The 26,393-nt window shown below is 74.1% G+C and carries 24 protein-coding genes; 8 read left to right on the top strand and 16 right to left on the bottom strand.

Going from position 1 to position 26,393, the window contains the following annotated elements; all coding sequences use genetic code 11:
• Nucleotides 1-105: 105 nt before the first annotated feature.
• Nucleotides 106-1,632, top strand: a complete 1,527-nt coding sequence (locus ACZ4MH_RS29615; protein WP_351587714.1) for an aldehyde dehydrogenase (NADP(+)) — start codon at nt 106-108, stop codon at nt 1,630-1,632.
• 23 nt (nt 1,633-1,655) lie between these two features.
• On the top strand, nt 1,656-2,186 hold the full coding sequence (locus tag ACZ4MH_RS29610) for a GNAT family N-acetyltransferase (protein ID WP_351587717.1): 531 nt from the start codon (nt 1,656-1,658) through the stop codon (nt 2,184-2,186).
• Here the strand turns inward: ACZ4MH_RS29610 and ACZ4MH_RS29605 are convergent.
• Entirely contained in the window at nt 2,161-2,814 is a 654-nt protein-coding gene (locus ACZ4MH_RS29605) for a class I SAM-dependent methyltransferase (protein ID WP_351587720.1), read from the bottom strand. The two genes, ACZ4MH_RS29610 and ACZ4MH_RS29605, sit on opposite strands and share 26 nt — an antisense overlap.
• A gap of 181 nt (nt 2,815-2,995) precedes the next feature.
• Between ACZ4MH_RS29605 and ACZ4MH_RS29600 the strand changes: the two genes are divergently transcribed.
• Both ACZ4MH_RS29600 and ACZ4MH_RS29595 read left to right on the top strand, forming a co-directional pair.
• Nucleotides 2,996-4,081 (top strand): aminotransferase class V-fold PLP-dependent enzyme, encoded by a 1,086-nt coding sequence (locus ACZ4MH_RS29600; protein WP_467754771.1) that lies wholly within the window; start codon nt 2,996-2,998, stop codon nt 4,079-4,081.
• Nucleotides 4,082-4,176: 95 nt separating this feature from the next.
• Complete coding sequence (locus ACZ4MH_RS29595; protein ID WP_351587725.1) at nt 4,177-5,244, top strand: alkene reductase; 1,068 nt, start codon at nt 4,177-4,179, stop codon at nt 5,242-5,244.
• An 84-nt stretch (nt 5,245-5,328) separates the two neighbouring features.
• On the opposite strand, the gene ACZ4MH_RS29590 is transcribed toward ACZ4MH_RS29595, so the two are convergent.
• The gene (locus tag ACZ4MH_RS29590; protein WP_351587728.1) at nt 5,329-6,636 is read right to left on the bottom strand and encodes an alpha/beta fold hydrolase; all 1,308 of its coding nucleotides are present in this window, start codon (nt 6,634-6,636) and stop codon (nt 5,329-5,331) included.
• A gap of 139 nt (nt 6,637-6,775) precedes the next feature.
• Here ACZ4MH_RS29590 and ACZ4MH_RS29585 point away from each other — a divergent pair, with 139 nt between their 5' ends.
• Both ACZ4MH_RS29585 and ACZ4MH_RS29580 read left to right on the top strand, forming a co-directional pair.
• Complete coding sequence (locus tag ACZ4MH_RS29585; protein ID WP_351587731.1) at nt 6,776-7,342, top strand: sigma factor; 567 nt, start codon at nt 6,776-6,778, stop codon at nt 7,340-7,342.
• Nucleotides 7,342-8,400 carry a maleylpyruvate isomerase family mycothiol-dependent enzyme gene (locus ACZ4MH_RS29580; RefSeq protein WP_351587734.1) on the top strand — a complete coding sequence of 353 codons (1,059 nt, stop codon included), beginning with the start codon at nt 7,342-7,344 and terminating at the stop codon, nt 8,398-8,400. Before ACZ4MH_RS29585 ends, ACZ4MH_RS29580 begins: the two co-directional genes overlap by 1 nt.
• Nucleotides 8,401-8,527: 127 nt before the next feature.
• Here the strand turns inward: ACZ4MH_RS29580 and thpD are convergent, their stop codons facing one another.
• The 4 genes from thpD to ectA all read right to left on the bottom strand — a co-directional run bounded on the left by thpD (nt 8,528) and on the right by ectA (nt 11,881).
• The gene (thpD, locus tag ACZ4MH_RS29575) at nt 8,528-9,427 is read right to left on the bottom strand and encodes an ectoine hydroxylase (RefSeq protein WP_351587737.1); all 900 of its coding nucleotides are present in this window, start codon (nt 9,425-9,427) and stop codon (nt 8,528-8,530) included.
• Nucleotides 9,428-9,501: 74 nt separating this feature from the next.
• The gene (locus ACZ4MH_RS29570) at nt 9,502-9,906 is read right to left on the bottom strand and encodes an ectoine synthase (protein WP_351587740.1); all 405 of its coding nucleotides are present in this window, start codon (nt 9,904-9,906) and stop codon (nt 9,502-9,504) included.
• Nucleotides 9,907-9,990: 84 nt separating this feature from the next.
• The gene (gene ectB / locus ACZ4MH_RS29565) at nt 9,991-11,259 is read right to left on the bottom strand and encodes a diaminobutyrate--2-oxoglutarate transaminase (RefSeq protein ID WP_351587743.1); all 1,269 of its coding nucleotides are present in this window, start codon (nt 11,257-11,259) and stop codon (nt 9,991-9,993) included.
• Between the two features lie 55 nt (nt 11,260-11,314).
• The gene (ectA, locus tag ACZ4MH_RS29560) at nt 11,315-11,881 is read right to left on the bottom strand and encodes a diaminobutyrate acetyltransferase (protein WP_351587746.1); all 567 of its coding nucleotides are present in this window, start codon (nt 11,879-11,881) and stop codon (nt 11,315-11,317) included.
• A 410-nt stretch (nt 11,882-12,291) separates the two neighbouring features.
• On the opposite strand from ectA, the gene ACZ4MH_RS29555 reads away from it, so the two are divergent.
• A complete protein-coding gene (locus tag ACZ4MH_RS29555) occupies nt 12,292-13,383 on the top strand; it encodes an amidohydrolase family protein (protein ID WP_351587749.1) in 1,092 nt (363 codons plus the stop codon).
• A gap of 119 nt (nt 13,384-13,502) precedes the next feature.
• Here ACZ4MH_RS29555 and ACZ4MH_RS29550 read toward each other — a convergent pair whose 3' ends face one another.
• The 5 genes from ACZ4MH_RS29550 to ACZ4MH_RS29530 all read right to left on the bottom strand — a co-directional run bounded on the left by ACZ4MH_RS29550 (nt 13,503) and on the right by ACZ4MH_RS29530 (nt 18,740).
• Entirely contained in the window at nt 13,503-14,525 is a 1,023-nt protein-coding gene (locus ACZ4MH_RS29550; protein ID WP_351587752.1) for a bile acid:sodium symporter family protein, read from the bottom strand.
• Nucleotides 14,526-14,597: 72 nt separating this feature from the next.
• Nucleotides 14,598-15,629, bottom strand: a complete 1,032-nt coding sequence (locus tag ACZ4MH_RS29545) for a cytochrome d ubiquinol oxidase subunit II (RefSeq protein ID WP_351587755.1) — start codon at nt 15,627-15,629, stop codon at nt 14,598-14,600.
• Between the two features lie 11 nt (nt 15,630-15,640).
• On the bottom strand, nt 15,641-17,035 hold the full coding sequence (locus ACZ4MH_RS29540; protein ID WP_467754775.1) for a cytochrome ubiquinol oxidase subunit I: 1,395 nt from the start codon (nt 17,033-17,035) through the stop codon (nt 15,641-15,643).
• 188 nt (nt 17,036-17,223) lie between these two features.
• Entirely contained in the window at nt 17,224-18,261 is a 1,038-nt protein-coding gene (gene cobC / locus ACZ4MH_RS29535; RefSeq protein WP_351587761.1) for an Rv2231c family pyridoxal phosphate-dependent protein CobC, read from the bottom strand.
• On the bottom strand, nt 18,258-18,740 hold the full coding sequence (locus tag ACZ4MH_RS29530) for a cobalamin biosynthesis protein (RefSeq protein ID WP_351587764.1): 483 nt from the start codon (nt 18,738-18,740) through the stop codon (nt 18,258-18,260). The genes cobC and ACZ4MH_RS29530 overlap by 4 nt, the downstream gene beginning before the upstream one ends.
• Before the next feature lie 152 nt (nt 18,741-18,892).
• Here ACZ4MH_RS29530 and ACZ4MH_RS29525 point away from each other — a divergent pair, with 152 nt between their 5' ends.
• Entirely contained in the window at nt 18,893-19,585 is a 693-nt protein-coding gene (locus ACZ4MH_RS29525) for a ZIP family metal transporter (protein WP_467754774.1), read from the top strand.
• A gap of 23 nt (nt 19,586-19,608) precedes the next feature.
• Here the strand turns inward: ACZ4MH_RS29525 and ACZ4MH_RS29520 are convergent, their stop codons facing one another.
• Genes ACZ4MH_RS29520 through ACZ4MH_RS29500 form a run of 5 tightly spaced genes read right to left on the bottom strand, consistent with a single transcriptional unit; the run spans nt 19,609 to nt 26,281 of the window.
• Nucleotides 19,609-20,970, bottom strand: a complete 1,362-nt coding sequence (locus ACZ4MH_RS29520; RefSeq protein ID WP_467754770.1) for a cobyrinate a,c-diamide synthase — start codon at nt 20,968-20,970, stop codon at nt 19,609-19,611.
• A gap of 28 nt (nt 20,971-20,998) precedes the next feature.
• A complete protein-coding gene (gene cobO, locus ACZ4MH_RS29515) occupies nt 20,999-21,595 on the bottom strand; it encodes a cob(I)yrinic acid a,c-diamide adenosyltransferase (RefSeq protein ID WP_351602275.1) in 597 nt (198 codons plus the stop codon).
• On the bottom strand, nt 21,595-23,697 hold the full coding sequence (locus tag ACZ4MH_RS29510) for a putative cobaltochelatase (protein WP_467754769.1): 2,103 nt from the start codon (nt 23,695-23,697) through the stop codon (nt 21,595-21,597). Before ACZ4MH_RS29510 ends, cobO begins: the two co-directional genes overlap by 1 nt.
• A gap of 50 nt (nt 23,698-23,747) precedes the next feature.
• The gene (locus tag ACZ4MH_RS29505) at nt 23,748-25,316 is read right to left on the bottom strand and encodes a cobyric acid synthase (protein ID WP_351602103.1); all 1,569 of its coding nucleotides are present in this window, start codon (nt 25,314-25,316) and stop codon (nt 23,748-23,750) included.
• Nucleotides 25,313-26,281 carry a cobalamin biosynthesis protein gene (locus ACZ4MH_RS29500; RefSeq protein ID WP_467754768.1) on the bottom strand — a complete coding sequence of 323 codons (969 nt, stop codon included), beginning with the start codon at nt 26,279-26,281 and terminating at the stop codon, nt 25,313-25,315. The genes ACZ4MH_RS29505 and ACZ4MH_RS29500 overlap by 4 nt, the downstream gene beginning before the upstream one ends.
• Nucleotides 26,282-26,393 lie beyond the last annotated feature (112 nt).

Raw genomic sequence — 26,393 nt, 5'->3', positions numbered from 1 at the left:
GTTCGGACAGTCATAGAGTCCCAGAGTATTCATACTCCGGGACGAAGTTCAGTATATCGAACAACGCCCGGACTGCAGAAGTACTCGGCCCGGGAGGAATGCACGGTGGCAGCACCAGTCTGGAGTGTCGACCCCCGCAGCGGGAAGCAGCGCGAGGAGGTTGCGGCCGAGGCCACGGCCGAGGAGGTCGACGCGACCGTACGCGCCGCGCACGAAGCCCGCGGCTCGCTCGCCGACCGGACCGTGCGCGCCGCCTTCCTGCGCCGCGCCGCCGACCTGCTGGACCAGGCGGGCGAGGCGGTCATCGAGGCCGCCGACGCCGAGACCGCGCTCGGCCCGGGCCGCCTCACCGGAGAACTGACCCGGACCACCTACCAACTGCGCGCGTTCGCGGACATCGTCGACGAGGGCGCCTTCCTCGACGTGCACATCGACCACGCGAACCCGCAGCTCGCCCCGCCCCGCCCCGACCTGCGGCGCTACAAGATCCCGCTGGGTGTGGTCGCGGTCTACTCCGCCTCCAACTTCCCGCTGGCCTTCTCGGTGCCCGGCGGCGACACCGCCAGCGCCCTGGCCGCGGGCTGCCCGGTCGTCGTCAAGGCGCACCCGGACCACCCCGCCACCTCCGAGCTGTGCGCGGCCCTGCTGCGCCGCGCCGCCGCCGAGACCGGCCTCCCCGAGGCCGTGGTCGGCCTGGTGCACGGCTTCGACGCGGGCGTGGAGCTGGTCCGCCACCCGCTCGTCTCCGCCGCCGGCTTCACCGGCTCGGTACGCGGCGGCCGCGCGCTGTACGACGCGGCGGCGGCCCGCCCGCACCCGATCCCCTTCCACGGCGAGCTCGGCAGCCTCAATCCCGTCGTGGTCACCCAGGACGCCGTCGAGGAGCGCGCCGAGCAGATCGGCGCGGGCCTGGCCGGCGCGATGACGCTGGGCGTCGGGCAGTTCTGCGTCAAGCCGGGCCTGGTGCTGGTGCCCGAAGGCGCGGCCGGCGACGGGCTGGTCAAGGAGCTCACCGCCAAGGTCAGCGACACCGAGTCGGGCGTGCTGCTCGACCACCGGATGCGGGACGCCTTCCTCGCGGGGGTGCAGGCCCGCGCCCAGCTCCCCGACGTGGAAGCCCCGGTGACGCCCGGCGCGGGCGGCGAGCACACCGTGTCCGCCGGCTTCCTCACCCTGCCCGCGGCCCGGCTGGCCGCCGACGGCCCGCACGACCTGCTCCTGGAGGAGTGCTTCGGCCCGGTGACCGTCGTCGCGCGGTACGCCGACGACGCCGAGGCGACCGCCGTCCTCGGCCGGCTGCCGGGCAACCTCACCGCCACCCTGCAGCTCTCCACCGCCGAGGGTGCGGGCGAGGGCCGCGGCGGCGAACTGCTCGCCGAGATCACCGCCCTCGCCGGGCGCGTCGTGGTCAACGGCTGGCCCACCGGCGTCGCCGTGTCCCCCGCCCAGCACCACGGCGGCCCCTACCCGGCGACCACCTCCACCTCCACCTCCGTCGGCGGCACGGCCATCGAGCGCTGGCTGCGCCCGGTCGCCTACCAGGACACCCCGCCCGCGCTGCTGCCGCCCGAGCTGCGCGAGGAGAACCCGCTCGGCCTGCCCCGCCGGGTCGACGGCGTCCGCGAGGCGTAGCCGGACGGACGGGACACGACACCGTGCGGAATGCCGCGAGCGGCCCGGACCTCACCGTCCGGGCCGCTGCCCCGCGTGACCTCGACGCGCTGGCCGCGCTGCACTCCGGGGCGCGCGCCCGGTACTTCAGCGCCCGGCTGCCCGAAGCGCTCCTGGACACGCCCGCCGAACGTGCCCGTTCGCGCGAGACCTGGGAGCGGGCCCTGGCCTGCCCGGTGACGACGGTGCTGTGCGCCGAGCGGTCCGGCGCGCCGGTCGGCGTCGCCGCGTACCGGCCCGGCAAGGACGTGCCCCCGGACGGCGTCGAGCTGAGCCAGCTGCACGTCGATCCGGGCCACTGGCGCAGCGGCGTCGGCAGCGTGCTGCACGACGCCTGCGTCGCCGCCTGGCACGCGGCGGGCCACCCCCTCGCCCGGCTCCAGGTGTACTGGCACAACCGCCGGGCCCGCGACTTCTACGCCCGGCACGGCTGGCGGCCGGACGAGGGCCGCCGCCCGGCCCCCGACGACACCCACCTCAGCCTGGCGCTCACGCTGACTGCCGGCGCGCGATGAGCTGGAGCCGGCGTACGGAGTGACCGTGCAGCGCGCCGACGGTGTCGGTGCGCTCCTCGGCGACGGCGAAGCCGTGCATCCGCAGCAGCCGCCGCAGCTGCTCCGGCTCGTGGTGCCGCACCACCGCGCCGTCCTCGGTGCGGAAGACCCCGTAAGCCCCGAACTCGTCCTCGTACGCGGCGTACCGGGCACGCGCGCGCGGATCGGTCTGCAGCGGTACGTCGCTGAGGTGCACCAGCCCGCCCGGGCGCACCACGCGCGCCAGCTCCCCGAGGAGCGCGCGCTGCCCGGTGTCGTGCACCACCCGGCCGAGCGCCGCGAAGAGCAGCGCCGCGTCGTGGCGCCCGTCCTCGAAGGGCAGCGGCAGCCCGGGGCAGTGCGTGAGCGGCAGCCCGGGGTGCTCCCGCCGCCCGCGCTCGACCAGCGTCCGCGACCCGTCCACGCCCTCGGCCGCGTACCCCAGTGCGGCGAGCGCGGCCGTGCGCCGGCCGCTGCCGCAGCCGAGGTCCAGCACCCGCGCGCCGGGTGCCAGCTGCGACCGGAGGGCAGCGGGGTCGAAGGGATGGCCGACGGCGGGGTCGGTCCCGGCACTCTCCCAGGAGCCGAGACGTTCTTGCGGCGTAGTCATGCCCGGACCGTACCGGCGCAGGACGGCGCGGACGGCCGATGCACGGCAAGTGCATCGCCGAGCGCCGGAGGATAGCGCAAAACCGCCCATGGGTGCGTAAAACTGGTCCCTCCACCCCGACGGAGACGCCTTCCGGGCCCCTCTCCAAGCCGTCCTTTGAGCCCGGCCAAGAACTGTCGGGATGGACGCCGGGCCGTGCAACGATCACAGTGGTGCAATGACGCAACAGCGACTGGGCGGCGCGGAGTTCGCGCCCGAGACGACCTATCTGAACACCCCCGCCAGCGGCCTGCTGCCCGCGAGGACCAGGGCGGCGCTGCGCGACGAGATCGACGTCGCCACCTCGTACGGCACGATGGGCCACGACTACTTCGGCCCGGCGGACGCGGCGCGGGCTTCCTTCGCGCGGCTGCTGCACACCACCCCGGACCGGGTCGCCGTCGGCGGCTCGGTGGCCGTGTCCTGCGCGCTGATCGCCGCCTCGCTGCCCGAGGGCGCCGAAGTACTGCTCCCCGAGGGCGAGTTCAGCTCGGTGGCCAACCCCTTCTCGATGCGGCCGGGGCTGCGGGTGCGCACCGCGCCGCTGGAGGGGCTCGCCGACGCGGTGCGACCGGACACCGTGCTGGTCGCCTTCGCCGCGGTGCAGGCGCTGGACGGCCGGATCGCCGATTTTGCGGCCGTCCGGGACGCGGCCCGCGCGCACGGCGCCCGGACGCTGCTGGATGTGACGCAGGGCGCGGGCTGGCTGCCGCTGGACGCCCGGGAGTTCGACTATGTCGTGGGCGGCGCCTACAAGTGGCTGCTGTGCCCGCGGGGCGCGTCGTTCCTGGTGGTCGGCGCGGACGCGCCGAAGCCGCCCGCGGTGCACGCGGGCTGGGTGGCCGGCGCCGACCCGATGCGGTCCAACTACGGCCCGATCGAGCGGCTCGCCGAGGACGCCCGCCGGTACGACGAGCCGCCTGCCGTCCTCTCGTACGTCGGAGCCCGGCACTCCCTCGCGCTCCTCGAAGAGATCGGGGTGGCGGCGGTGCACGCGCACAACACCGCGCTGGCCGAGCGGTACCGCGCCGGCCTCGCCGAGCTGGGGCACGAGCCGCTGCCCGCACCCGGCTCCGCGATCGTCACCGTCCCCGGCCTCGCGGACGCGCACGCACGGCTGGCCGAGGCGGGCGTCGTGGCGGCCGTACGGGCGGGGAAGCTGCGGGCCGGCTTCCACCTGTACAACACGGCGGACGACGTGGACCGGCTGCTGAAGCTGCTCAAGTAGCAAGCGGGACCGGTGAGTTGGGGGTGTCGGGAATGTCCCGGCGGCAGGCCGTGTTGGGGACCGGTGACCGCACAGGCTTTTGTGAAAGGAACGCCTTGACCACTGCTTTCGACCCCGTCGACCTGGCCGGGCTGACGCTCGCCAACCGCCTCGTCATGGCCCCGATGACGCGCAACCGCGCCACCGCCGACGGCGTGCCCACCCCGTCCATGGTCCGCTACTACACCCAGCGGGCCTCGGCCGGCCTCATCATCACCGAAGCCACCCAGCCGAACGTCGTGGGCCGCGGCTACCCGCTCACCCCCGGGCTGCACACCGCCGAGCAGATCGCGGGCTGGCGTACGGTCACCGACTCCGTGCACGCCGCGGGCGGCAAGATCTTCGCGCAGCTGTGGCACGGCGGCCGCATCGGCCACCCGGTGCTGCTGCCGGACGGCCTGATACCGGTCGGCCCCTCGGCGGTCGCCGCCGACCAGCAGGTCTTCACCCAGGACGGCATGAAGGACTGCGTCGTCCCGCGCGAGCTGACCGACGACGAAGTACGCGAGACCATCGCGGACTTCGCGGTCGCCGCGCGCAACGCCATCGAGGCGGGCTTCGACGGCGTGGAGATCCACGGCGCCAACGGCTACCTCATCCACCAGTTCCTCTCGCCCGCGAGCAACCTGCGCACCGACGAGTGGGGCGGCTCGGACGAGGCCCGCGCCCGGTTCGCCATCGAGGTCACCAAGGCCGTCGCGGCGGAGATCGGCGCGTACCGCACCGGCCTGCGGATCTCGCCCGGCAACCCCTTCAACGGCATGTCGGAGCCCGAGCCCGAGGCCACCTACACCGCGCTGGTCGAGGCCGTCGCGCCGCTGGGCCTGGCCTATCTGCACACCTGCGACGTGTGGGACGCGGACCTGCTGGCGCGGCTGCGGAAGCGCTTCGGCGGCACGTTCGTGCTGAACCCCGCCACCAAGGGCCGGCCCACCGGGCCCGAGGAGCTGTCCCTGGTCGAGGAGGGCGAGGCCGACCTCCTGGCGTACGGCGCGCTGTTCCTCGCCAACCCCGACCTGCCCGCGCGCCTCGCGGCCGGCGGCCCGTTCAACGAGCCGGTACGGGAGAGCTTCTACGGCGGCGACGACAGCGGCTACGTGGACTACCCGGCGCTCACCGGCTGACCGCCGGCACGGGGGTGCCCGGGCGGGTGGCCGCGCCCTAGGGGGTGTCTTACGGCCATCCGCCCGGACCGCCGACCGAAGCCGTCACACCTCCCCGCGCACCATCCGCAGCAGCCGGTCCAGCACGGCGCCGTCGCTCGCGGTCAGGCCGTCGTGCTCCCACTCGTTCGTCAGCCAGACCCGCAGGCCCCGGATGCGGTCCGCCGTGCGCAGCGCGTGCTCCCGGTCGACGTACATGTCGTCGGCGTACACCGCGGCCGCGACCGGCACCTCGTTGGCCGCCAGCCGCTCCGCGTCGTACAGATCGGGCCAGTCCGTCCGCTCCGCCAGCGCCTGCGCGGTCTCCTTCAGCGGGCGCAGCGCCGGGTCGGTGTCGAAGAGCCAGGGGAAGATCGTCTCGCCCGTGAAGTACACCGGGCCGCCGTCCGCGAGGGCCCGGTCCGCGTCGAACTCCGGGAACTCCGGACGGACGCGGTGCGCCGCCCAGCCGGTGCCGGCCGGATCCACCGACCGCTGTCCGTAGATCGACTCGTGCAGCACGGCGAACATCGGGTGCGCGGCAAAGGACACCTGGGCGCGTACCCGCTCCAGGAACACGTCCGAGAGCTCCGGACCGCCGACGCCCGGCACCCACGCCTCGTCGAGGATGTCGTGCAGCACGTACGAGCCGCCGCCGGCGCCGAGCAGCATCCCCAGCGTCTGGAACATCTCCGCGGTCAGCGGGCCGCCGCCCGGCAGCCGGACGTCGTGCGCGCGCAGCCGCGCGACGATCCGCCGGACCGCTTCGACGTCCTGCGGATAGCGGGCGTAGTGGGCCGCGTTCTTGCGCGCGATGCGGGGATAGGCCGCCCGGTAGACGTCCTGTGCGGTCGCGTCCAGGCCGGGCAATCCACCGGTGATGAAGGCCTCGCGCAGCCCCTCGGGCGCGGACGAGAGGTAGTGGACCGTGCAGAAGCCGCCGAAGCTCTGGCCCAGTACGCTCCACCGCTCCTCGCCGATCAGGTGGCGGCGGAACAGCTCGGCGTCGCGCACGATGGAGTCCGCGCGGAAGTGGGCGAGGTGGTCGGCCTGTTCGCAGGGGCCGCCGCGGCGGGCCAGGGTCTGCCGGTTCGCGGGCGTGGAGCGGCCGGTGCCGCGCTGGTCCAGCAGCAGGACGCGGTACTCGCGCAGCGCGCGGTCCAGCCAGGACTCCCGGGCGAGCGGGCGCGGCGTCGTCAGCCCGGGGCCGCCGCGCAGATACAGCAGCCACGGCAGCCGCTCGTGCTCCCGGCCCGCCGCCACGGCCTCGCGCCCGCAGACCTCGATCCGCTCGCCGTCCGGGCGCGCGTGGTCCAGCGGGACCTGAAGGACGTGGTCGGTCAGGACGATCCCCGGCCGCCGGTCGACGGTCATGGTGCTCCCTCGGTTCGAGTCGTTCGCGTGTGTCCGCTTGTTCCCTGCCGGAACGGCGCCAGGTCAGGCTAGCCTCGCCCGGGCGCCGGGCAATTCGGCCGGGCGGACGGCTACCGCGCGGCGGCGCGGCGAGCTACGAATGGCAGCACGACCTCACGAGGTGGTGCCGGTGGACCGGAGAGCCGCTAGTTCGTCAACCCCGCCGCGCGACGAGGACCTGCACCGGCGCCTGGTGTACGGCGACGAGTCCGCCCTCGGCGAGGTGTACGACGCCTTCGGCGGGCTGGTGCACGCCGTCGCCCGCAGCGTCACCCGCAGCACGAACGCCGCCGAGGACGTCGTCCAGGAGGTGCTCACCCAGCTGTGGGCCCGCCCCTACGCCTTCGACCCGGCCCGCGGCTCGCTGCGCGCCTGGCTCAGCATGTTCGCCCACCGGCGGGCCGTCGACCGGGTGCGCGACGAGGAGCGCGAGCCCGTGGCCGCGCTCGCCGACGCCGCGCTGCTCCACGCCGCGCTCGCCGAACTCCCCCTGGCCCAGCGGCAGGTGCTCCACCTGGCGTACTTCGCGGGGCGCACCTACCGGCAGGCCGCGGTGGAGCTGGGCATTCCCGAGGAGACCGCCAAGACCCGGCTGCGCGCGGCGCTGCGCAGCCTCGCCGACCGGCTGGCCGACCCGCCGGATCCGGCCGTCGAGAGAGGCATCTGATGGGCTGGGACCCCGCGGAGGAACACCCCGAGATCGACGCGCTGCTCGCCGCCTGGGCGCTGGACGCGGTGATGTCCGGCGACGAGGAACGCATCCGCGCGCACGTCGAGGACTGCGCGGAGTGCGCGGAGGAACTGGCGCGGCTGCGGGAGGCGGTGCACCGGCTGGACGGGCCGCCTCCCGAGCCGGCCAAGGGCGGCAAGCGGGGCGCGGACAAGGTCGGCCGGGGGCGGCTGATGGCGTCGGCACGCGCGGCGCGCACCGGGCACGACGCGCCGGCCGCGCACGCCGCTCCGTACGCCGCGGCGGTCGCGAGCCTGGAGGCGCTGCTGCGCGAGCTGGACGGTACGCCGGCGCGCTGGGGGACGCCGGTGGTGCACGACTGGGACGTACAGGGCACGGTCGCGCATCTGATCGCGGCGGACGAGCCGCTGGCCGAGCGGCTGGGGCTGCTGCCGGTGACGCGCGCCGAACCCGGGGGAGCCGGGGACGCGGCGCCGTGGGAGGTGCGCTGGGCTGCGCGTACGGAAGAGGTGGTGACGTACGAGCACACCCGGCCGCCCGCCGAGACGGCCGAGGCGTGGCGGACGCAGGCGCACGGGCTGCTGGACCTGCCCGAGGCGCGGGAGGCGGAGCCGGCCGCGCTGTCCACGGCGCTGATGGGCCGCCGGCTGCCGGTCGCCGACCACTATGTAATCAGGGCGTTCGAGACCTGGATCCACACCCGGGACATCGGGCGGGCGCTCGGCCTGGGCGTGCCCGCGCCGCCGCCCGTGCACTTGCGGCGGCTGGTGGCCCTCGCGGTGCGGATCCTGGACCTGGCGCTGGGGGACGGGGCCCGGCCCGTCCTGCTGGCGGTGGAGGGCGAGGCGGGCGGCGACTGGGTACTGGGCCCGGCCGCCGAGCCGGTCGCCGCCGAACTGGTCCTGGACGCGGTCGACCTCTGCCTGCTGGTGGGCGGCCGGCTCACCCCGCAGGAGGTGAGCCGGGGCCAGGCAGGCGACGCGGCCGCCGCTCAGCATGTGCTGGCGACGGCCGCGTCACTCGCCTGGTTGTGAGCCGGAGACCCCTGGGGGACCCAAGGCCCCCCGGCCCGTAACCGGGCGCCTCGTCACGAGGGAGAGGACACCACGGGATCGCGTCTCCTACGGGACGTCTCACAGGAGGCGTCTCGTGCGGGACGGTTCACTTGACCGGGGTGAAGTCCCGGGCACCGATGTACTCCGGGCGCCGCACCGGGGCCGCGAACGGCTCGACCGCGGCGTTCTCCACGCTGTTGAACACGATGAAGACGTTGCTCCGCGGGTACGGCGTGATGTTGTCGCCGGAGCCGTGCATGGCGTTGCAGTCGAACCACGTCGCCGAGCCCGCCTTGCCGGTGAACAGGCGGATGCCGTGCCGGTCGGCCAGCTTGGTCAGCGCCTCGTCCGTCGGGATCCCCGCGTCCTGCATCTGCAGGGACCGCTTGTAGTTGTCCTTCGGCGTCTCGCCCGCACAGCCCAGGAAGAACTTGTGCGAACCCGGCATGATCATCAGGCCGCCGTTGGTGTCGTAGTTCTCGGTCAGCGCGATCGAGATGGACACCGTGCGCATGTTCGGCAGGCCGTCCTCGGCGTGCCAGGTCTCGAAGTCCGAGTGCCAGTAGAACCCCGAGGCACCGAAGCCCGGCTTGACGTTGATCCGCGACTGGTGGACGTAGACGTCCGAGCCGAGAATCTGACGGGCGCGCCCTACCACGCGCGGGTCGGAGACCAGCTTGGCGAACACCTCGCTGATCTTGTGCACCTCGAACACGGACCGGACCTTGTCCGACTTCGCCTCGACGATCGAGCGCGGGTCGGCCTTGACCTCCGGGTCATGGGTGAGCCGGTCCAGCTCGGCGCGGTACACCGTGACTTCGTCCGGCGTCAGCAGTTCCTCGATGGCGAAGAAGCCGTCGCGTTCGAAGTCGCTCAGCTCGGACGGCTGGAACGGGCCTGCCGTGCCGGGCTGCGACCACACCACCGGATCCTGGCGCGGGGTGATCACCTCGGTGGCCCCACGGGTCGGGTACAGGTCGGCGGTGCGCTCGGGTGCGGTGGTCATGGTGTTGCCTTCCTCTCCTCTCGTACGTGCCTTCCTCAACTGCCGGACGGGGCAGCGGGCCTGATCCAGCGGCGTCAGCTCGCCTCGGGCTCGGTGAGCAGCGGGTACACGCCGTTCTCGTCGTGGTCCTCGCGACCGGTGACCGGCGGATTGAAGACGCACACGCAACGGAAGTCCGTCTTCGGCCGCAGGGTGTGCTTCTCATGGCCGTTGAGCAGGTACATCGTGCCGGGCTCGATCCAGTGCTTCTCACCGGTCTCGCGGTTGGTGAGCTCTGCCTCGCCCTCTACGCACAGTACGGCCTCGATGTGGTTGGCGTACCACATGTCGGTCTCGGTGCCCGCGTAAAGGATGGTTTCGTGCAGCGAGAAGCCGACACCCTCCTTGGCGAGCACGATGCGCTTGCTCTCCCACGTCCCCGAAGCGGACTTGACGTGGCGGTCGGTGCCCTCGATGTCCTTGAACGAGCGAACGATCACGTGGTTCAAAACCTTTCTGTTCTGCGGGTGGTGAGATCCGCGAGGGCCGGCCGGCGGGCTGCCGGCCGGCCCCGTACACGTCGGTCAGACGCAGTCGCGGACCGCGCGGGCGAGGGTGCGCAGCCCCTCGTCCAGCTCATCGGGGGTGGTGGTGAGCGCCGGCAGCAGCTTGACGACCTCACTCTCCGGCCCCGAAGTCTCGATCAGCAGGCCCAGCTCGAAGGCCCGCTTGGCGATTTTGTTGGCCAGAGTCTTGTCCTCGAACTCCATGCCCCAGACCATGCCGCGGCCGCGGAAGTCCACGCCGGCCCGCGGGTGCTCCTCGGCGATGGCCCGCAGGTGGGACTCGATGATCTCGCCGCGGGCGATGGTCTGCTTCTCCATCTGGCCGTCGGCCCAGTACGTGTCCAGGGTGGCGGCGGCGGTGACGAAGGCGGGGTTGTTGCCGCGGAAGGTGCCGTTGTGCTCGCCCGGCTCCCAGACGTCCAGCTCCGGCTTGAAGAGCGTGAGCGCGAGCGGCAGACCGTAGCCGCTGATGGACTTGGAGACCGTGACGATGTCCGGCACGATGCCCGCCTCCTCGAAGGAGAAGAAGGCACCGGTGCGGCCACAACCCATCTGGATGTCGTCCACGATGAGCAGCATGTCACGGCGCTTGCACAGATCCGCGAGGGCGCGCAGCCATTCGGCGCGGGCGACATTGATGCCGCCCTCGCCCTGGACCGTCTCGACGATCACGGCGGCCGGCGTGTTGAGACCGGAACCCTGGTCCTCCAGCAGCCGCTCGAACCAGAGGAAGTCCGGGTAGCGGCCGTCGAGGTAGTGGTCGAAGGGCATCGGGGTGCCGTGCACCAGCGGGATGCCGGCGCCGGCGCGCTTGAAGGCGTTGCCGGTGACCGCGAGCGAGCCGAGCGACATGCCGTGGAAGGCGTTGGTGAAGGACACGATCGACTCGCGGCCCTTGACCTTGCGGGCCAGCTTCAGCGCGGCCTCGACCGCGTTGGTGCCCGTCGGGCCCGGGAACATGACCTTGTACGGCAGGTCGCGCGGCCGCAGGATGACGTTCTGGAAGGACTCCAGGAAGGCCCGCTTGGCCGTGGTGGACATGTCCAGGCCGTGGGTGACGCCGTCCCGCTCGATGTAGTCGATCAGCGCGCGTTTCAGGACCGGGTTGTTGTGGCCGTAGTTCAGAGACCCGGCGCCGGCGAAGAAGTCGAGGTAGGCGTGGCCGTCCTCGTCGTACATGCGGCTGCCCTGCGCCCGGTCGAAGACGGTGGGCCAGCTGCGGCAGTAGCTCCGCACCTCGGACTCGACGGTTTCGAAGACGCTCAGATCCGGCTGGGTGATGGTCACAGCTGCTCCTGGGATGTGGGGTGTGACAGAGAGGGAAGTCTTGGGGTGCGCGCGCTCAGCGCACTGGCTGGGCAGGGGCGGCGAAGGGGCCGATGTGGTGCAGCACCTCCGGCTCGTGACCCTCCTCGGGGAACAGCCCGGCGTCGAAGAGGACCTCGCGCTCCACGGAGGCGCCGTGGCGCTCCGCGAAGGAGGCGAAGAGCCGGTTCGATGCGGCGTTGTCGGGCGAGATCGTGGTTTCGAGGCGAGTGATGCCCTGCTCCTGCGCGACGCGGCCGGCGAGGCCGTCCAGGAGAGCTGCCGCCAGCCCGCGGCCACGGTGCGCGTCGTCGACGGCGACCTGCCACACGACGAGGGCCTCGGGGCGGGCGGGGCGGATGTAGCCGGTGATGAAGGCGGCCGGCTCGCCCTTCGCGTCGCGTGCGACGACGGAAGTGGCGGCGAAGTCACGGCACCACAGCAGGTAGCTGTAGGAGGAGTTCAGGTCCAGCGTGCGGGAGTCCCGGGCGATGCGCCAGATGGCGGCCCCGTCCTCCACTCGCGGGGCATCGAGCTTGAAGCCCTCCGGCATTTCTCTGAATTCGCTTCGGGCACGTGCAAGGTCTGCTTGTGCGGCGGTCATGCGAATTAAATTTACCGAGGGAAATTCGAAATTGCATCGCGGGATGGGGTTACGGAGACGGGGGGTTCTGTGTTATCGCGCGGGGGCGTACGGGCGCACGGAAGACCCTTGGGATGTCTTGGTTTGCCCGGAAAATACGGGGCAAATCAGTCCGGCTGTGGGGTCGGTCACATGTGCGTAACGGCCGCGAGATCCGTCCGAATTACGGGACTTGCGGGTCACCCGAATCGACGCGTTTGAGCTGCGGAAAAGCGGGCAGAAGAATACGGGAAGCTGCGCACCTGAAGAATTGGCAATTCTCTGGTAACAGGTGTACAGCAAGGAAAGCCCGGAGCGCCATGGGGTTTCCGGGATTCTTCCTCGGCGACCGTCCTGTCCAGCGCTTCACGCCCGGCTCGTACAGTGCGTGCATGAGCGATAGCGCGGTGCTGCACATCAAGGGGAGGGTCCTGGCCGGGCCGGACGACGTACGGGACGGCCTGTGGGTCGTCGGCGGACGCGTCAGTTACGAGCGGCCGCCCGGGGCGCGGGACGTCACCACCATCGAGGGCTGGGCGCTGCCGGGCCTGGTCGACGCCCACTGCCACGTCGGCCTGGACGCGCACGGCGCGGTCGACGAGGCGACCAGTGAGAAGCAGGCGCTCACCGACCGCGAGGCGGGCACCCTGCTGATCCGCGACGCCGGCTCGCCCGCCGACACCCGCTGGATCGACGACCGGGAGGACCTGCCGCGGATCATCCGCGCCGGCCGTCACCTCGCGCGCACCCGCCGCTACATCCGCAACTTCGCGCACGAGATCGAGCCCGAGGACCTGGTGGCGTACGTCGCGCAGGAGGCGAAGCGGGGCGACGGCTGGGTCAAGCTCGTCGGCGACTGGATCGACCGGGAGACCGGCGACCTCGCGTCCTGCTGGCCGCGCGGCGCGGTCGAGGCCGCGATCGCCGAGGCGCACCGGCTGGGGGCACGCGTCACGGCCCACTGCTTCGCCGAGGAGTCCCTCGCGCCCCTCGTGGAGGCGGGCATCGACTGCATCGAGCACGCCACGGGCCTGACCGAGGAGACGATTCCGCTCTTCGCCGAGCGCGGCGTCGCGATCGTACCGACGCTGGTCAACATCGCGACCTTCCCGCAGCTGGCGGCCGGTGGCGACGAGAAGTACCCGCGCTGGGCCGACCACATGCGGCGGCTGTACGAGCGGCGCTACGACACGGTACGGGCGGCGTACGACGCGGGGGTGCCGGTGTACGTCGGTACGGACGCGGGCGGGTCGCTCGCGCACGGTCTCGTCGCCCAGGAGGTCGGGGAGCTGGTCAAGGCCGGGATTCCGGCCTTGGACGCGCTCTCGGCGACGGCTTGGGGGGCCCGGGAGTGGCTCGGGCGGCCGGGCCTGGTGGAGGGCGCGTCGGCCGACCTGGTCGTGTACGAGTCGGATCCCCGGGAAGACGTACGGGTTCTCGGTACGCCGCGGCGGGTGATTCTGCGGGGGCGGGTGGTGAGCTGACCATCCTTCCCCCCGCTGCGGGCAGTCGTGCCTCTGGGGCGGCACGGGTGGGCGCAGCGGCACCCACCGGCAGGTAGCCGAAAACGCTCCCCGGCCACCCCGGCGCCCTGGCGGTGAGGCTACGCGCCTGCGCTCATCCGATCGCGGCGCGCCATCCACGCCGCCACCACCGCGCCCGAGATGTTGTGCCACACGGAGAAGACCGCCGCAGGCAGCGCCGCCGCCGGGCTGAAGTGGGCCGTGGCCAGGGACGCCGCCAGGCCGGAGTTCTGCATGCCGACCTCGAAGGCCATGGCCCGGCTCGCCGGGCGGCCCAGCCGGGCCAGGGTGCCCGCGCCGTAGCCGAGCGCCAGGCCGAGCCCGTTGTGCAGGACCACCGCGAGCAGCACCAGCGCCGCCGCGTCCTTGATCTGCGCCGCGCTGCCCGCCACCACGACCAGCACGATCACCGCGATGGTCAGCGCGGAGAGCCACGGCAGCGCGCGCAGCACCCGGCCGATGAAGCGGCCCGCGACCAGCCGGACCAGCAGCCCGGCGACCACCGGCAGGAGCACGGTCTTGAGGATGTCGGTCACCATCACCCCGGCGTCCACATGCATGAACTGCCCGGCGAGCAGATACGTGAGCGGCGGGGTCACGAAGGGCGCGACCACGGTGGAGACGGTGGCGACCGAGACCGACAGGGCCACGTCGCCGCGGGCGAGGTAGGTCACGACGTTGGAGGCCGTACCGCTCGGGGCGCAGCCGACCAGGATCACGCCGGCCGCCAGCGCGGGCGGCAGGTCCAGCACGGTGGCCACCAGCCAGCCCAGCCCCGGCATGATCACGTAGTGCGCGACCAGGCCCAGGCCGACCGCCCACGGCCGCTTGGCGACCGCGGCGAAGTCCGGGACGGTGAGCGTGAGGCCCATCGAGAACATCACGACGCCGAGCAGCCAGGGCACGGAAGGGGCCCAGCCGGTGAAGTGCGACGGCCAGACCAGGCCGATCAGCCCGGCCACGATCACGAGCAGCGGGAAGAGCGTGACGGCGCGCCGCGCGGCGCGGTCGGAGGCGGGGAGGTCGCCGGTCCCCGGCGCGTGCGGCGCGGCGGGCGCGGGCCCCTCGGACGCCGCCTTCTGGTTCGTCTGCTCGTTCGTCACGTCGGCACCTTACGGCGACCTTACGTGTACGGAGCAACGGGGTTCCGGATGGTGGACGGGGAGCGCGGCTGCTCACGGGCCGCCCCCGGCCTCTTCGTGGGCCCGCTCCGGGGCGGCGGGAGCCGCACGCTGGAAGATCGCGTACAGCCACCACAGGGACGGCACGAGCAGCACGGCGCCCACCGCCAGGCAGATCAGGCACGCGGTCAGCACGGACGGCTGCGCCGCCGCGCCCGCCACGGTCACATCCGGTACGAGCACGGCCGGGTACTGCGCGGCGCCCCACGCCCACAGAATCAGCGCGACCGCGAGCGCGGCGAGCACGCGGGCCGCGGCCGGGCGGCGGCGCAGCACGGCCAGCCCCGCCACGCCCGTGCACGAGCTGAGGATCACCAGCGGCAGCGCCCGGTGGGTCAGCCCGTGGAACAGCCGGGGCGCGTCCGCATGCAGTACGGCGATGCCGACCAGCGCGACGACACCGGCGAAGAGTCCGCTCGCCACCGCCCGGCGCCGGAACCACCGCACCAGCCCCGCGTCGCCCTCCCGCGCCGCGTCCGCGCACAGGTAGACGGCCGCCAGATGCCCGCAGGTCAGCACGGCGAGCACGCCGCCCAGCGCCGAGGTGGGGTTCAGCCAGCTGGTGAGGACGTCGCCGCGGGCCAGGCCCGGCGGCACCCGCCCGGAGGCCACGCCGCCCGCCACCGTGCCGAGGAAGAACGGCGTGACGACGGAGGAGACGGCGAAGCAGGCGCCGAACAGGCGCTGCTGCCACAGCTCCGTACTCGCCTTGCGGAACGCGAAGGCGGCGCCCCGCGCGATGATCCCCAGCGCCGCCAGGGTCAGCGGGATGTACAGCGTGGAGAGCACGGCCGCGAAGACGCCGGGGAACCCGGACCACAGCAGCACGATCACGAAGATCAGCCAGACGTGGTTGGCCTCCCACACCGGCCCGATCGTGTGCTCCATCAGGGACCGCCGGGGCCGCCCGGGGCCCGCCCGGCCGGCCAGCAGGTCCCACAGGCCGGCCCCGAAGTCCGCGCCGCCGAAGAGCGCGTAACAGGTCAGCCCCAGCCACATGACCGCGAGCATGGTGTCGGCAAGCATGGCCCGTCCCCTCAGACGACCGGTGACCGCTGCACGTCGCTCTCCTGCGGGGCGGCCGGTACCGGCCGTTCCCGGGCGAGCCGGCGCAGCACGTAGACCGTGGCCACGGTCATCGCCGCGTACACGACCAGGACCAGCCACAGCCCGTTCATCAGGCCCGGCGCCGGGTTCACCGCCTCCCGTACGGTCATCACGCCCTGCACGACCCACGGCTGGCGGCCCAGCTCCGTGACGACCCAGCCGCACTCCAGGGCCACCACGGCGGCCGGACCGGTCAGCGCGGCGGGCCACAGGTAGAGCCGCATGCCGCGCACCTCCAGGAGGCCGGCGGCGCCCGTACGCCGGCGCCACCACCACGCCACCGCCAGCAGCACCCCCATGGCCAGCAGGAACATCCCGGCCAGCACCATCACGTCGAACGCCAGGTGGACGGCGGTCACGGCCGGCCACTGGGCGCGCGGGACCTTCTCCAGGCCCTGGACGACCGTGCCGGGGGAGTACCCGATGAGCAGCGACAGTCCGCTGGGGATCTCCAGCCCGTACTGCAGCCCGCCCGTACCGGCGATCCCGCCGAGCGTGAGCGGTACGTGGTCGGCCGTGCGGTACACGCCCTCCATGGCGGCCAGCTTCACCGGCTGGTAGTCGGCGACGAACCGCGCCGCCCAGTCGCCCACGACGAGCTGGAACGGGGTGACCAGCGCGCCGAGCGACAGCGGCAGGAAGAAGCCGGTGCGGTGGTAGCGGCCGTCGCGGCCGCGCAGCAGCGCCACCGCGTAGACGCTCGCCGTGAGAAACGCGGCGACCATCAGGGCGGCCAGGATCATGTGCACGGTCTGCGGCGGCGCGGCCGGGTTGAGCATCGCCGCCCACGGGTCGACGGACGTCACCCGCCCGCCATGGACCGTGAACCCGCGCGGCTGGTTCATCCAGGCGTTCGCGCACACCACGAAGAACGCGGACGCCACCCCGGCGACCACGATGGGCAGCCCGGTCAGCATGTGCTGCCGCGGCGGCAGCCGGTCCCACGCGTACAGGTAGATGCCCAGGAAGATCGCCTCGATGAAGAAGGCGATGCCCTCCAGGGCGAACGGCAGGCCGATGACCTGCCCGAACCTGCCCATCAGGCCCGGCCAGAGCAGGCCCATCTCGAAGCTCAGGATGGTCCCGGAGACCGCGCCGACGGCGAAGAGGACGCCCATCGCGCGGGCCCAGCGCCGCGCGAGCAGCTGGACGGCCGGGTCGCCGGTGCGCCGGCCGAGCCACTCGGCGGCCAGCGTGAGCAGCGGCAGCCCGACGCCGAGGCACGCCAGCACGATGTGCCAGGCGAGCGAGAAGCCCATCTGGGCGCGGGCCGCCGAGAGGTCGCCCCGGGTCGAGGCGTCGGCGAGGCGGAAGGCGTCGGACAGCGGCGCTTCGAAGAGGCGCGCGGCGGCGGTGGACAAGGAGCCCCCCATGGCGGACTCTGACGGCGGACGACTGGATCGCAGTACCCGCGCCCTGCCCGGCGAAACGGACATACCGCCGACCGTGCGGCGCCGTCACCCGGGCGTGTGCCTCCTGTGCCGCCGGAGGCCCCAGAACCCCGGAGAGGGCCTCAGACCGCCTTCGCCAGCGCCGTCACGAAGCGGTCGGTGGTGTCCCGGTCCCGGACCGCCAGCCGCAGCCACTCGGCGCCCAGCCCCGGGAACGTGTCGCCGCGCCGGACCGCGAAGCCCAGCTCCCGCAGCCGCTCCCGTACGCCCGCCGCGTCCGGCAGCCGGATCAGCACGAACGGCCCCTCGGCCGGCCCCACCACCGTGACCTTCGGGAACTCGCCCAGCCGCGCGATCAGGTACGCCCGGTCGGCCGCGATGGCCCCGGCCGCCTCAGCGGCCTCCGCGAGCGCCTCCGGGCCGCTGCACGCCTCCGCCGCGGTGAGCGCGGGCGAGGAGACCGGCCACAGCGGCTGGACCCGCTCCAGCGCCTCGATGATCTCCGGGCCGGCCAGTACGTACCCGATGCGCAGCCCGGCCAGCCCCCAGGTCTTGGTGAGGCTGCGCAGCACCACCAGGCCCGGCAGGTCCGTACGGGAGGCCAGGGACTCCGCCTCGCCCGGCACCGCGTCCATGAACGCCTCGTCGACGACCAGCGTGCGGCCCGGCCGCGCCAGCGCCGCCACGGCCTCCGCGGGGTGCAGCACGGAGGTGGGGTTGGTCGGGTTGCCGACGACCACCAGGTCCGCGTCCTCCGGTACCGCCTCCGGAGTCAGCCGGAAGCCGTCCTCTTCGGTGAGCAGCACCCGCCGCACCGTGTGCCCGGCGTCCCGCAGGGCCGCCTCCGGCTCGGTGAACTGCGGGTGCACCACGACCGGACGCGCGGCGCGCACGGCCCGCGCGAGCAGCACGAACGCCTCGGCGGCCCCGGCCGTCAGCAGCACCCGGGAGGCCGGGACCCCGTGCCGGGCGGCGACCGCGGCGCGCGCGTCCGCGCCGTCCGGGTACGCGGCCAGCCCGTCCAGCGACGCGGCGATCCGGGCCTTGAGCCAGGCCGGCGGGGTGCCCGTACGGACGTTGACGGCCAGGTCGGTCAGGCCGGCCGCGGCGCCGCGTACCTCGGCGTCCCCGTGGTGGCGAAGGTCGGGCAGGGTGGTCACGGCGTCTCCTCGTGCGTGCGTACGGTCGGATGCGTGCTGCTGTCGTGCGGTGCGGCGCGGCGGGCGACCGCGCAGGTGGCCCGGGCCGCGCCGCCGTCCGCCGGCGCGGACTTCCGCTTGGGCACGGCCAGCGTGCCGCCCGGACCCGCGGCGGCCAGCGCGGCGGCCTCGGCGACGGACGGCGTCCCGGCGGCCGCCAGCACCGCGCCCGAGGGATGCGGCACCGGCACGGCGGCCAGCACGGCGGCCGGGTACGACCACAGCTCCACCCCCAGCAGCGCCGCCGCGGCCACCGGCCCCGGCTCCCGGGCCCTGGCGTCCACGGTGGCCAGTGCGCGCACGGCGGCGAGCGGCAGCCCGGCCTCCGCGAGCACCGCTTTGACCAGCGCCGTCAGCTCCTCCGCCGGTACTCCGGGCCGTGCGCCGATCCCCACCGTCAGGTCCCGCCCGGAGCCTTCCGCTTCACGCTCAGTGGGCATGGCGGGTCCTTTCAGCAGGGCGGAGCCGGACATGCGGGACCGGCCGGGGATCGTTAAGCAGGTGACACGGGTACCGGCACCGGTACACCTCCGGGCACGGCGGCGGAAGGGGCGAGACAGTGCCTGTGGTCATCGCGGTCGGCGCGTTCCTGATGACGCTCATCGGCGGCTGGGTCGCCCACCGGGTCACCGACCGCCGCCATCTCATCCTCGGCCTCGCCGGCGGCCTGATGCTGGGCGTCGTCGGCCTCGACCTGCTGCCGGAGGCCCTGGAGGCGGCCGGTGTACGGCTTCTCGGCGTCCCCGCCGCGCTGCTCTGCTTCGTACTGGGCTTCCTGGCCGCGCACGCCGCCGAACGGCTGCTGGCCGTACGGAAGGCCGCGCACGGCATGGACCCGGAGGAGCGCGTCCCGCAGGTGGGGCTGACGGCCGCCGCCGCCATGGTCGTGCACAGCCTCATGGACGGCTTCGCGATCGGCGCCGCGTACCAGGTGGGCAGCGACATGGCGGTGGCCGTGGCGCTCGCCGTGATCGCCCACGACTTCGCCGACGGCTTCAACACGTACACGATCGCCAGCCTCTACGGGAACGCCCGGCGCAAGGCGCTGCTGCTGCTCGGCGCGGACGCGGTGGCGCCGCTCGCGGGCGCGGCGATCACGCTGGCCGTCACCCTGCCGGAGCAGCCGCTCGGGTTTTACCTGGGCTTCTTCGGCGGCGTCCTGCTCTACCTCGCGACCTCCGACATCCTGCCCGAGGCCCACCACGACCACCCCGCCCTGTCGACGCTGGGCTGTACGGCCGCCGGCGTGGGCTTCATGTGGCTGGTGGTCGGCCTGGCGGGCTGAGAACAGGGACGCCGCCGCACGCATCAGGCGCTCGCCGCCCACGCCGCGGCCCGCGCCGCCAGCCGGTGCGCGAGCGACGGCTCGGCGGCCCAGTGCACGTGCAGGTACGAGGCGTGCACGCCGCCCTGGACGAAGCCCTCGGTGCGGCGCTCGGGACGGACGAAGCCCCAGGCGGGGCGCTCGCCGGTGCCCGGCTCCAGCACCGTGCGGTGGAACTCGTGACCGCGCACCCGGGTCCCGGCCGCCGCCAGCGCGCTGTCCTCGATGGCCACCGCCTCCCGGTAGCCCAGCGTCAGCCGCTCCGACATCCGCCCGTCGGCCGGCAGCACGCCGCACATCGGCCTGCCGTCCAGCGACCGCGACAGGTACAGCAGGCCCGCGCACTCCGCGGCGACCGGCGCCCCCGCGGCCGCCAGCCGGGCGACCTCGGCGCGCAGCGGTGCGTTCGCCGACAGCTCCGGCGCGTACACCTCGGGGAACCCGCCGCCGATCACCAGCCCGGCCGTGTCCGGCGGCAGCTTCTCGTCACGCAGCGGGTCGAACGTGACGACCTCGGCGCCCGCCGCCGTCAGCAGCTCGGCGTGCTCCGCGTACGAGAACGTGAAGGCGGCGCCGCCCGCGACCGCGATCACCGGCCGGCCCGCCGCGGGCACGTCCGGGGCCGCGGGCTCCCACGCGGGACCGGTCAGCTCCGGCGCGCTGCGCGCCAGCGCCAGCAGCCCGTCGAGATCGCAGCCCTCGCGGATCTGCGCCGCCTGCGCCTGTACGGACTCCACCGCCTCCGGGGCCCGCTCCGCGACCGGGACCAGGCCCAGGTGCCGGGCGGGCGTACGGACCTGCGGCGCGCGCCGCAGACAGCCCAGTACCGGCACGCCCGCACCGCCCAGCGCCTCGCGCAGCAGCGCCTCGTGCCGGTCGGAGCCGACCTTGTTCAGGATCACCCCGGCGAGCCGGACCTCCGGGTCCCAGGACGCGAAGCCGTGCACCAGCGCCGCCACCGACCGGGACTGCGAGGACGCGTCCACGACCAGGACGACCGGCGCCCGCAGGAGCTTCGCGACCTGCGCGGTCGAGCCCAGCTCGCCCATCCCCGAGGCGCCGTCGAACATGCCCATGACGCCCTCGACGAGCGCCAGGTCCGCGCCCGCCGCGCCGTGCAGGAACAGCGGCTCGATCCGCTCCGGACCGCACAGGTACGCGTCGAGGTTCCGGCCAGGCCGCCCGGTGGCCAGCGCGTGGTAACCGGGGTCGATGTAGTCCGGGCCCACCTTGTGCGGGGACACCGCGAGGCCCGCCTCGCGGAAGGCCGCCATCAGTCCGGTGGCGACGGTGGTCTTGCCGCTGCCCGAGGAGGGCGCGGCGATGACCAGACGGGGAATGTTCACTGCTCGCTCACTCGTGTACCGGTACCGGTCACCACTCGATGCCCCGCTGGCCCTTCTGGCCCGCGTCCATCGGGTGCTTGACCTTCGTCATGTCGGTGACCAGGTCGGCGAAGTCCACCAGCTGCTCCGGCGCGTTGCGGCCGGTGATCACCACGTGCTGGGTGCCGGGGCGGTTCCGCAGCACCTCGATGACCTCGTCGGTGTCGATCCAGCCCCAGTGCATCGGGTAAGCGAACTCGTCCAGCACGTACAGCTTGTACGACTCCGCCGCCAGGTCCCGCTTGACCTGCTCCCAGCCCTCGCGGGCCGCCTCCTCGCTGGACTCGATGTCGCGCTGCACCCAGGACCAGCCCTCGCCCATCTTGTGCCAGGCCACCGTGCCGCCCTCGCCGGTCTCCCCGAGCACCTTCAGCGCCCGCTCCTCGCCGACCTTCCACTTCGCGGACTTCACGAACTGGAACACCCCGACCGGCCAGCCCTGGTTCCAGGCGCGCAGCGCCAGCCCGAAGGCGGCGGTGGACTTGCCCTTGCCGGTGCCGGTGTGGACGAAGACGAGCGGGCGGTTGCGGCGCTGACGGGTGGTGAGGCCGTCGTTCGGTACGACGGTCGGCTGTCCCTGCGGCATCAGGCGGCCCTTCGGTGAGTGGTGTCGGTGACGGTGCGGACGAGCGCGGAGACGCTGTCCGCGCGGAGTTCGTCGAGGGTGACGGCGGTGCCCTGCAGATCGCGGGCCAGCTCGCCGGCCAGGCCGAGTCGCACGGGCCCGGCCTCGCAGTCCACGACGACCGAGGCGGTGCCCTCGGCGGCCAGCAGCCGCGCGGCCTTGGCGGCGCGCGGACGCGGCTCCACGCCGCCGGTCGCGCGGCCGTCGGTCACGACGACCACCAGCGGGCGGCGCGAGGCGTCCCGCAGCCGCTCCACGCGCAGTACTTCATGGGCCTTCAGCAGGCCCGCGGCCAGCGGCGTGCGGCCGCCGGTCGGCAGCTGCTCCAGCCGGGCCGCGCCCGCCTCCACGGAGGAGGTCGGCGGCAGCGCGAGCGCGGCCTCCGCGCCACGGAAGGTGATCATCCCGACCTTGTCGCGCCGCTGGTACGCGTCCAGCAGCAGCGACAGCACCGCGCCCTTGACCGCGGTCATCCGCTTCCGCGCCGCCATCGAGCCGGACGCGTCCACGACGAAGAGGACCAAGTTGCCCTCGCGGCCCTCGCGTACGGCCTCGCGCAGGTCGTCGCGGCGGACGAGCAGCCCGCGGCCGCTGCGCCCGCGCGCCTTCTGGTGCGGCGCCGCGGCCTGCACGGTCGCCGCCAGGTGCAGCTTGCCGAGCGCGCCCTGGGGGCGGCGGGAGCCGGTGGTACGGCCGTGCGCGGTACGGGCCCGCGAGCGGCGGCCGTCGGCGCCCTCGCCGAGCCCCGGCACGTCCAGCCGCCGGGTCTTGAACGGCTCGGCGGCGCCTACCGCGGCCTTCTCGGGCGCGGTCCCGCCCTCTGCGGCCTCGTTCTCTGCGGCCTCGTTCTTGGGCTGGGCGGGCTGCTCCTGGCCGCGGTCCGAGCGCTGGTCCGGTACGGAGGGCTGCTCGGGGCCCGCGTCGGCGCCGGACGGCGGCGGCGCGTCGTCCGGGCCGTCCTGCGGCGGCAGCCCGCCGCCCCCGTCAGGACCCCCGCCGTCCGGCCCGTCGTCCGGGCCCTCCGGCTCCGGGTCCGGCTCCTCGTCCTCCTGCGGCCCGAACTCCTCCAGCGTCTGGTCGAGCTTGTCCTCGTCCAGGCCCGGGGCGTCGAAGGGATTGCGGCGGCGCCGGTGCGGCAGCGCCAGCAGCGCGGCCTGCCGTACGTCGCCCTCGGTGACCTCGGCGCGGCCCGCCCAGGCGGCCAGCGCGGTCGCGGTACGCGCCATCACGATGTCGGCGCGCATACCGTCCACCTCGAAGGCCGCGCAGGTCGCGGCGATCTGGCGGAGCGCGGCGTCGCCGAGCACGACGTCCGGGAGCAGCGCCCGGGCCGTGGCGATCCGCTGCCGCAGCGCCTCCTCCTCGGCGGCCCAGCGCGCCGCGAAGCCGGCCGGGTCGGCGTCGTACGCCAGCCGCCGCCGGACCACCTCGACCCGCTGGTCCGGCTCACGGGACGCGGCGACCTCCACGGTCAGCCCGAACCGGTCCAGCAACTGCGGCCGCAGCTCGCCCTCTTCGGGGTTCATCGTCCCGACGAGCAGGAACCGCGCGGCGTGCCGCACGGAGACGCCCTCGCGCTCGACGTACGAGGCGCCCATGGCGGCGGCGTCGAGGAGGAGGTCGATCAGGTGGTCGTGCAGGAGGTTGACCTCGTCCACGTACAGGATGCCGCGGTGGGCGTGCGCGAGCAGGCCCGGCTCGAACGCCTTGACCCCCTCGGACAGGGCGCGCTCGATGTCGAGCGAGCCCGCCAGGCGGTCCTCCGAGGCACCCACCGGGAGTTCGACCATGCGGGCCGGACGGGCTTCGGCGGGGCTCACCTCGTGCGGCCCGTCCGGGCACTCCGGGTCCGGACCGGCGGGGTCGCAGCTGAAGCGGCAGCCGGCGACCACCGGGACGTCGGGCAGCAGATCCGCCAGCGCGCGCACGGCCGTGCTCTTGGCGGTGCCCTTCTCGCCGCGGACGAGGACCCCGCCCACCGCCGGGCTGACCGCGTTCAGCAGCAACGCCAGCCGCAGGTCGTCCATGCCGACGACAGCGGTGAACGGATACCGGGTGCTCACGTACGGATCACTCCTTCGAGTGGCTTTCGTTGGCTTCCCCTCGGGCGCGCTCACGGCGCCCCCGGCGGGACGAACGGCAGCCCCGCGGGCACCCCGTCCTCGATCAGCCGCAGCAGGGCCGCGGTGTCCGCGTGTTCTTCGATCAGGTCGCCCAGCGCGTCGAGCTGTTCCTCGCGCAGCGCGTCGAAGCAGGTGTCCGGCGCGGGCACGAACGCGCGCCCCGCGTCGGCGGCCACCCGGCGCAGGAAGGCGCGCCGGAAGCCGTCGCTCTCCAGGGAGCCGTGCCAGTGCGTGCCCCAGACGGAGCCGACGCGGCAGCCGTCCAGGAAGGCTTCGTCGCCCGCGCGGACCTGGGCGACGCCGTGGTGGATCTCGTACCCCGCCACCGGCTCGCCCAGCGCCTCGCCCGCCGGCCGCGCGAGGGTCTTCTCCGCCGCGAACCGCACCCGTACGGGCAGCAGTCCGAGCCCGTCGACGGCCCCGGCCCGCGACTCCACCTCGTCCTCGATGTGCTCGGCGAGCATCTGGAAGCCGCCGCAGATGCCGAGCACCGGGCGGCCTTCCGCGGCGCGGCGGGCGATCGCGTCCGCGAGGCCGCGCTCGCGCAGCCACTGCAGGGCCCGTACGGTCCCGCGGGTGCCGGGCAGTACGACCAGGTCCGCGTCGGCCAGCTCCTCGGGCCGGTCCACGAAGCGCACCACGACGCCCGGTTCGGCGGCGAGCGCGTCGACGTCCGTGAAGTTCGACATCAGGGGGACGGCGGCGACCGCGACGCGCAGGACGTCGCTGCCGTGCGGCGGCGCCACGACGCTCTCGCGGACCGCGCCCCGCAGGGACACCCGCAGGCCGTCCTCCTCGTCGATGCCGAGCCCGTGCCGGAACGGCAGTACGCCCAGCGTCGGCCGCCCGCTCAGCTGCTTGAGCATGTCCAGGCCCGGCTCCAGCAGCGTCACGTCGCCGCGGAACTTGTTCACCAGGTAGCCCGCGATGTGCGCCTGGTCGGCCGCGGAGAGCAGCGCGGTGGTGCCGAAGAAGGACGCGAAGACGCCGCCGCGGTCGATGTCGCCGACCACGACGACGGGCAGGTTCGCGGCGCGCGCGATGCCCATGTTCACGATGTCCGTGCGGCGGAGGTTGATCTCGGCCGGGCTGCCCGCGCCCTCGCAGATCACCGCGTCGTGCGTGCGGCGCAGCTCGGTCAGGCAGTCGGTGACCGTGCCGAGCAGCTGCTCCCGGCGGCCCGCGTACAGCGTCTGCCCGGGGGACGCCCCCTCGGCCCCGCCGAAGTATCCGCGGGCGCTCATCTCGCCCACCGGCTTGCCCAGCAGGACGACCTGGCTGCTGCGGTCGCTGCCGGGCTTGAGCAGTACCGGGTTCATCAGCGCGGTCGGCTCGACACGGGCCGCCGCTGCCTGCATGGCCTGCGCCCGCCCGATCTCCGCGCCCTCGCGCGTCACGAACGAATTGAGCGACATGTTCTGCGCCTTGAAGGGCGCGACCTTGACGCCCTTGCGGGTCAGCCAGCGGCAGATGCCCGCCGTGACCACGCTCTTGCCCGCGTCCGACGTCGTCCCGGCGACCAGCAGGCCGCCACCGAGAGTCCTGTCCGTACCGCTCACCGGGATCTCCTCGCCTTCCGCGCTCCGCGCACCGCGCCCACGGCGATCCGCGCCCCGACCGTCGTCACCAGCGCCAGCGCGCTCACCCGGCGCGACAGCCGCACCGCGCGCGCGATGTCCGCGCCGTCGACCGCGCGTGCGCCGTCGTTGAGCACCGGCCGGTGCTCGACCCGCCCCGCGTAGGCGAGCGTGCCGCCCAGCCGTACGCCGAGCGCGCCCGCGAACGAGGCTTCCACCGGGCCCGCGTTGGGGCTCGGGTGCCGCTTTCCGTCGGCCCGCCAGGCGCGCCACGCGCCGCGCGGGTCGGGCCCGGCGACGGTGGCCAGTGCGGCGGTCAGCCGGGCGCCGGGCCAGCCCGCCACGTCGTCCAGCCGGGCCGAGGCCCAGCCGTACCGGCGGTAGCGCGCCGACTTGTGCCCCACCATCGCGTCGAGCGTGTTGACGGCACGGAAGGCGACCAGCCCCGGAACGCCGCCCACGGCGCCCCAGACCAGCGCGCCCACCACCGCGTCGGAGGTGTTCTCGGCGACGGACTCCACCACCGCGCGGGCCATCTGCGGCCCGTCCAGTGCCTGCGGGTCGCGGCCGCACAGGTGCGGCAGCCGCTCGCGCGCCACGTCCAGATCGCCGGCCTCCAGCGCGCTCCCGATGGCGCGCGCCTCCCGGCCCAGCGTCGTACCGCCCAGCACGGCCCAGGTGGCGGCGGCGGTCAGCGCGATGCGGGCGGGGGCGCAGTTGCGTACGGCACGGGAGAGCAGCGCGGCGCCCACGGCGGCCCCGCCGGCGCACAGCGCGGTGTGCGCCGCTCCGTATCCGCGGTGGTCGCGCCACAGCCCGCGCTCCACGGCGCCCGCGGCCCGCCCGAAGGCGGCCACCGGGTGGCCGCGGCGGGGATCGCCCACGGCCAGGTCGCCGAGAAAGCCCAGAGCCGCGCCGCACGCATAGGTGGCGTGTTCGGCACGCATCGTCGGATCAGCCCGCCGTCGTGCCTCGGAGGGACGGCCGTACGCGGTCGCGTACCGGGCGTACGGCGCAGGAAGGCAGGGGTCTCGGCTCGGGGCCCGGCATGGCGTGTGT

It is taken from the genome of Streptomyces sp. NPDC026301 (genome assembly GCF_055567935.1).
This window is presented reverse-complemented; position numbering and strand designations above follow the sequence as displayed.

What these genes read in the sequence shown, in the direction of transcription:
- ACZ4MH_RS29605 (WP_351587720.1), bottom strand. Translation starts at nt 2,814, where the DNA reads ATGACTACGCCGCAAGAACGTCTCGGCTCCTGGGAGAGTGCCGGGACC.
- ACZ4MH_RS29555 (WP_351587749.1), top strand. Translation starts at nt 12,292, where the DNA reads ATGAGCGATAGCGCGGTGCTGCACATCAAGGGGAGGGTCCTGGCCGGG.
- ACZ4MH_RS29530 (WP_351587764.1), bottom strand. Translation starts at nt 18,740, where the DNA reads ATGCCCACTGAGCGTGAAGCGGAAGGCTCCGGGCGGGACCTGACGGTG.
- ectA (WP_351587746.1), bottom strand. Translation starts at nt 11,881, where the DNA reads ATGACCGCCGCACAAGCAGACCTTGCACGTGCCCGAAGCGAATTCAGA.
- ACZ4MH_RS29580 (WP_351587734.1), top strand. Translation starts at nt 7,342, where the DNA reads ATGGGCTGGGACCCCGCGGAGGAACACCCCGAGATCGACGCGCTGCTC.
- thpD (WP_351587737.1), bottom strand. Translation starts at nt 9,427, where the DNA reads ATGACCACCGCACCCGAGCGCACCGCCGACCTGTACCCGACCCGTGGG.
- ACZ4MH_RS29525 (WP_467754774.1), top strand. Translation starts at nt 18,893, where the DNA reads ATGACGCTCATCGGCGGCTGGGTCGCCCACCGGGTCACCGACCGCCGC.
- ACZ4MH_RS29545 (WP_351587755.1), bottom strand. Translation starts at nt 15,629, where the DNA reads ATGCTTGCCGACACCATGCTCGCGGTCATGTGGCTGGGGCTGACCTGT.
- ACZ4MH_RS29590 (WP_351587728.1), bottom strand. Translation starts at nt 6,636, where the DNA reads ATGACCGTCGACCGGCGGCCGGGGATCGTCCTGACCGACCACGTCCTT.
- cobO (WP_351602275.1), bottom strand. Translation starts at nt 21,595, where the DNA reads ATGCCGCAGGGACAGCCGACCGTCGTACCGAACGACGGCCTCACCACC.
- ACZ4MH_RS29585 (WP_351587731.1), top strand. Translation starts at nt 6,776, where the DNA reads ATGGCAGCACGACCTCACGAGGTGGTGCCGGTGGACCGGAGAGCCGCT.
- ACZ4MH_RS29500 (WP_467754768.1), bottom strand. Translation starts at nt 26,281, where the DNA reads ATGCGTGCCGAACACGCCACCTATGCGTGCGGCGCGGCTCTGGGCTTT.
- ACZ4MH_RS29600 (WP_467754771.1), top strand. Translation starts at nt 2,996, where the DNA reads ATGGACGCCGGGCCGTGCAACGATCACAGTGGTGCAATGACGCAACAG.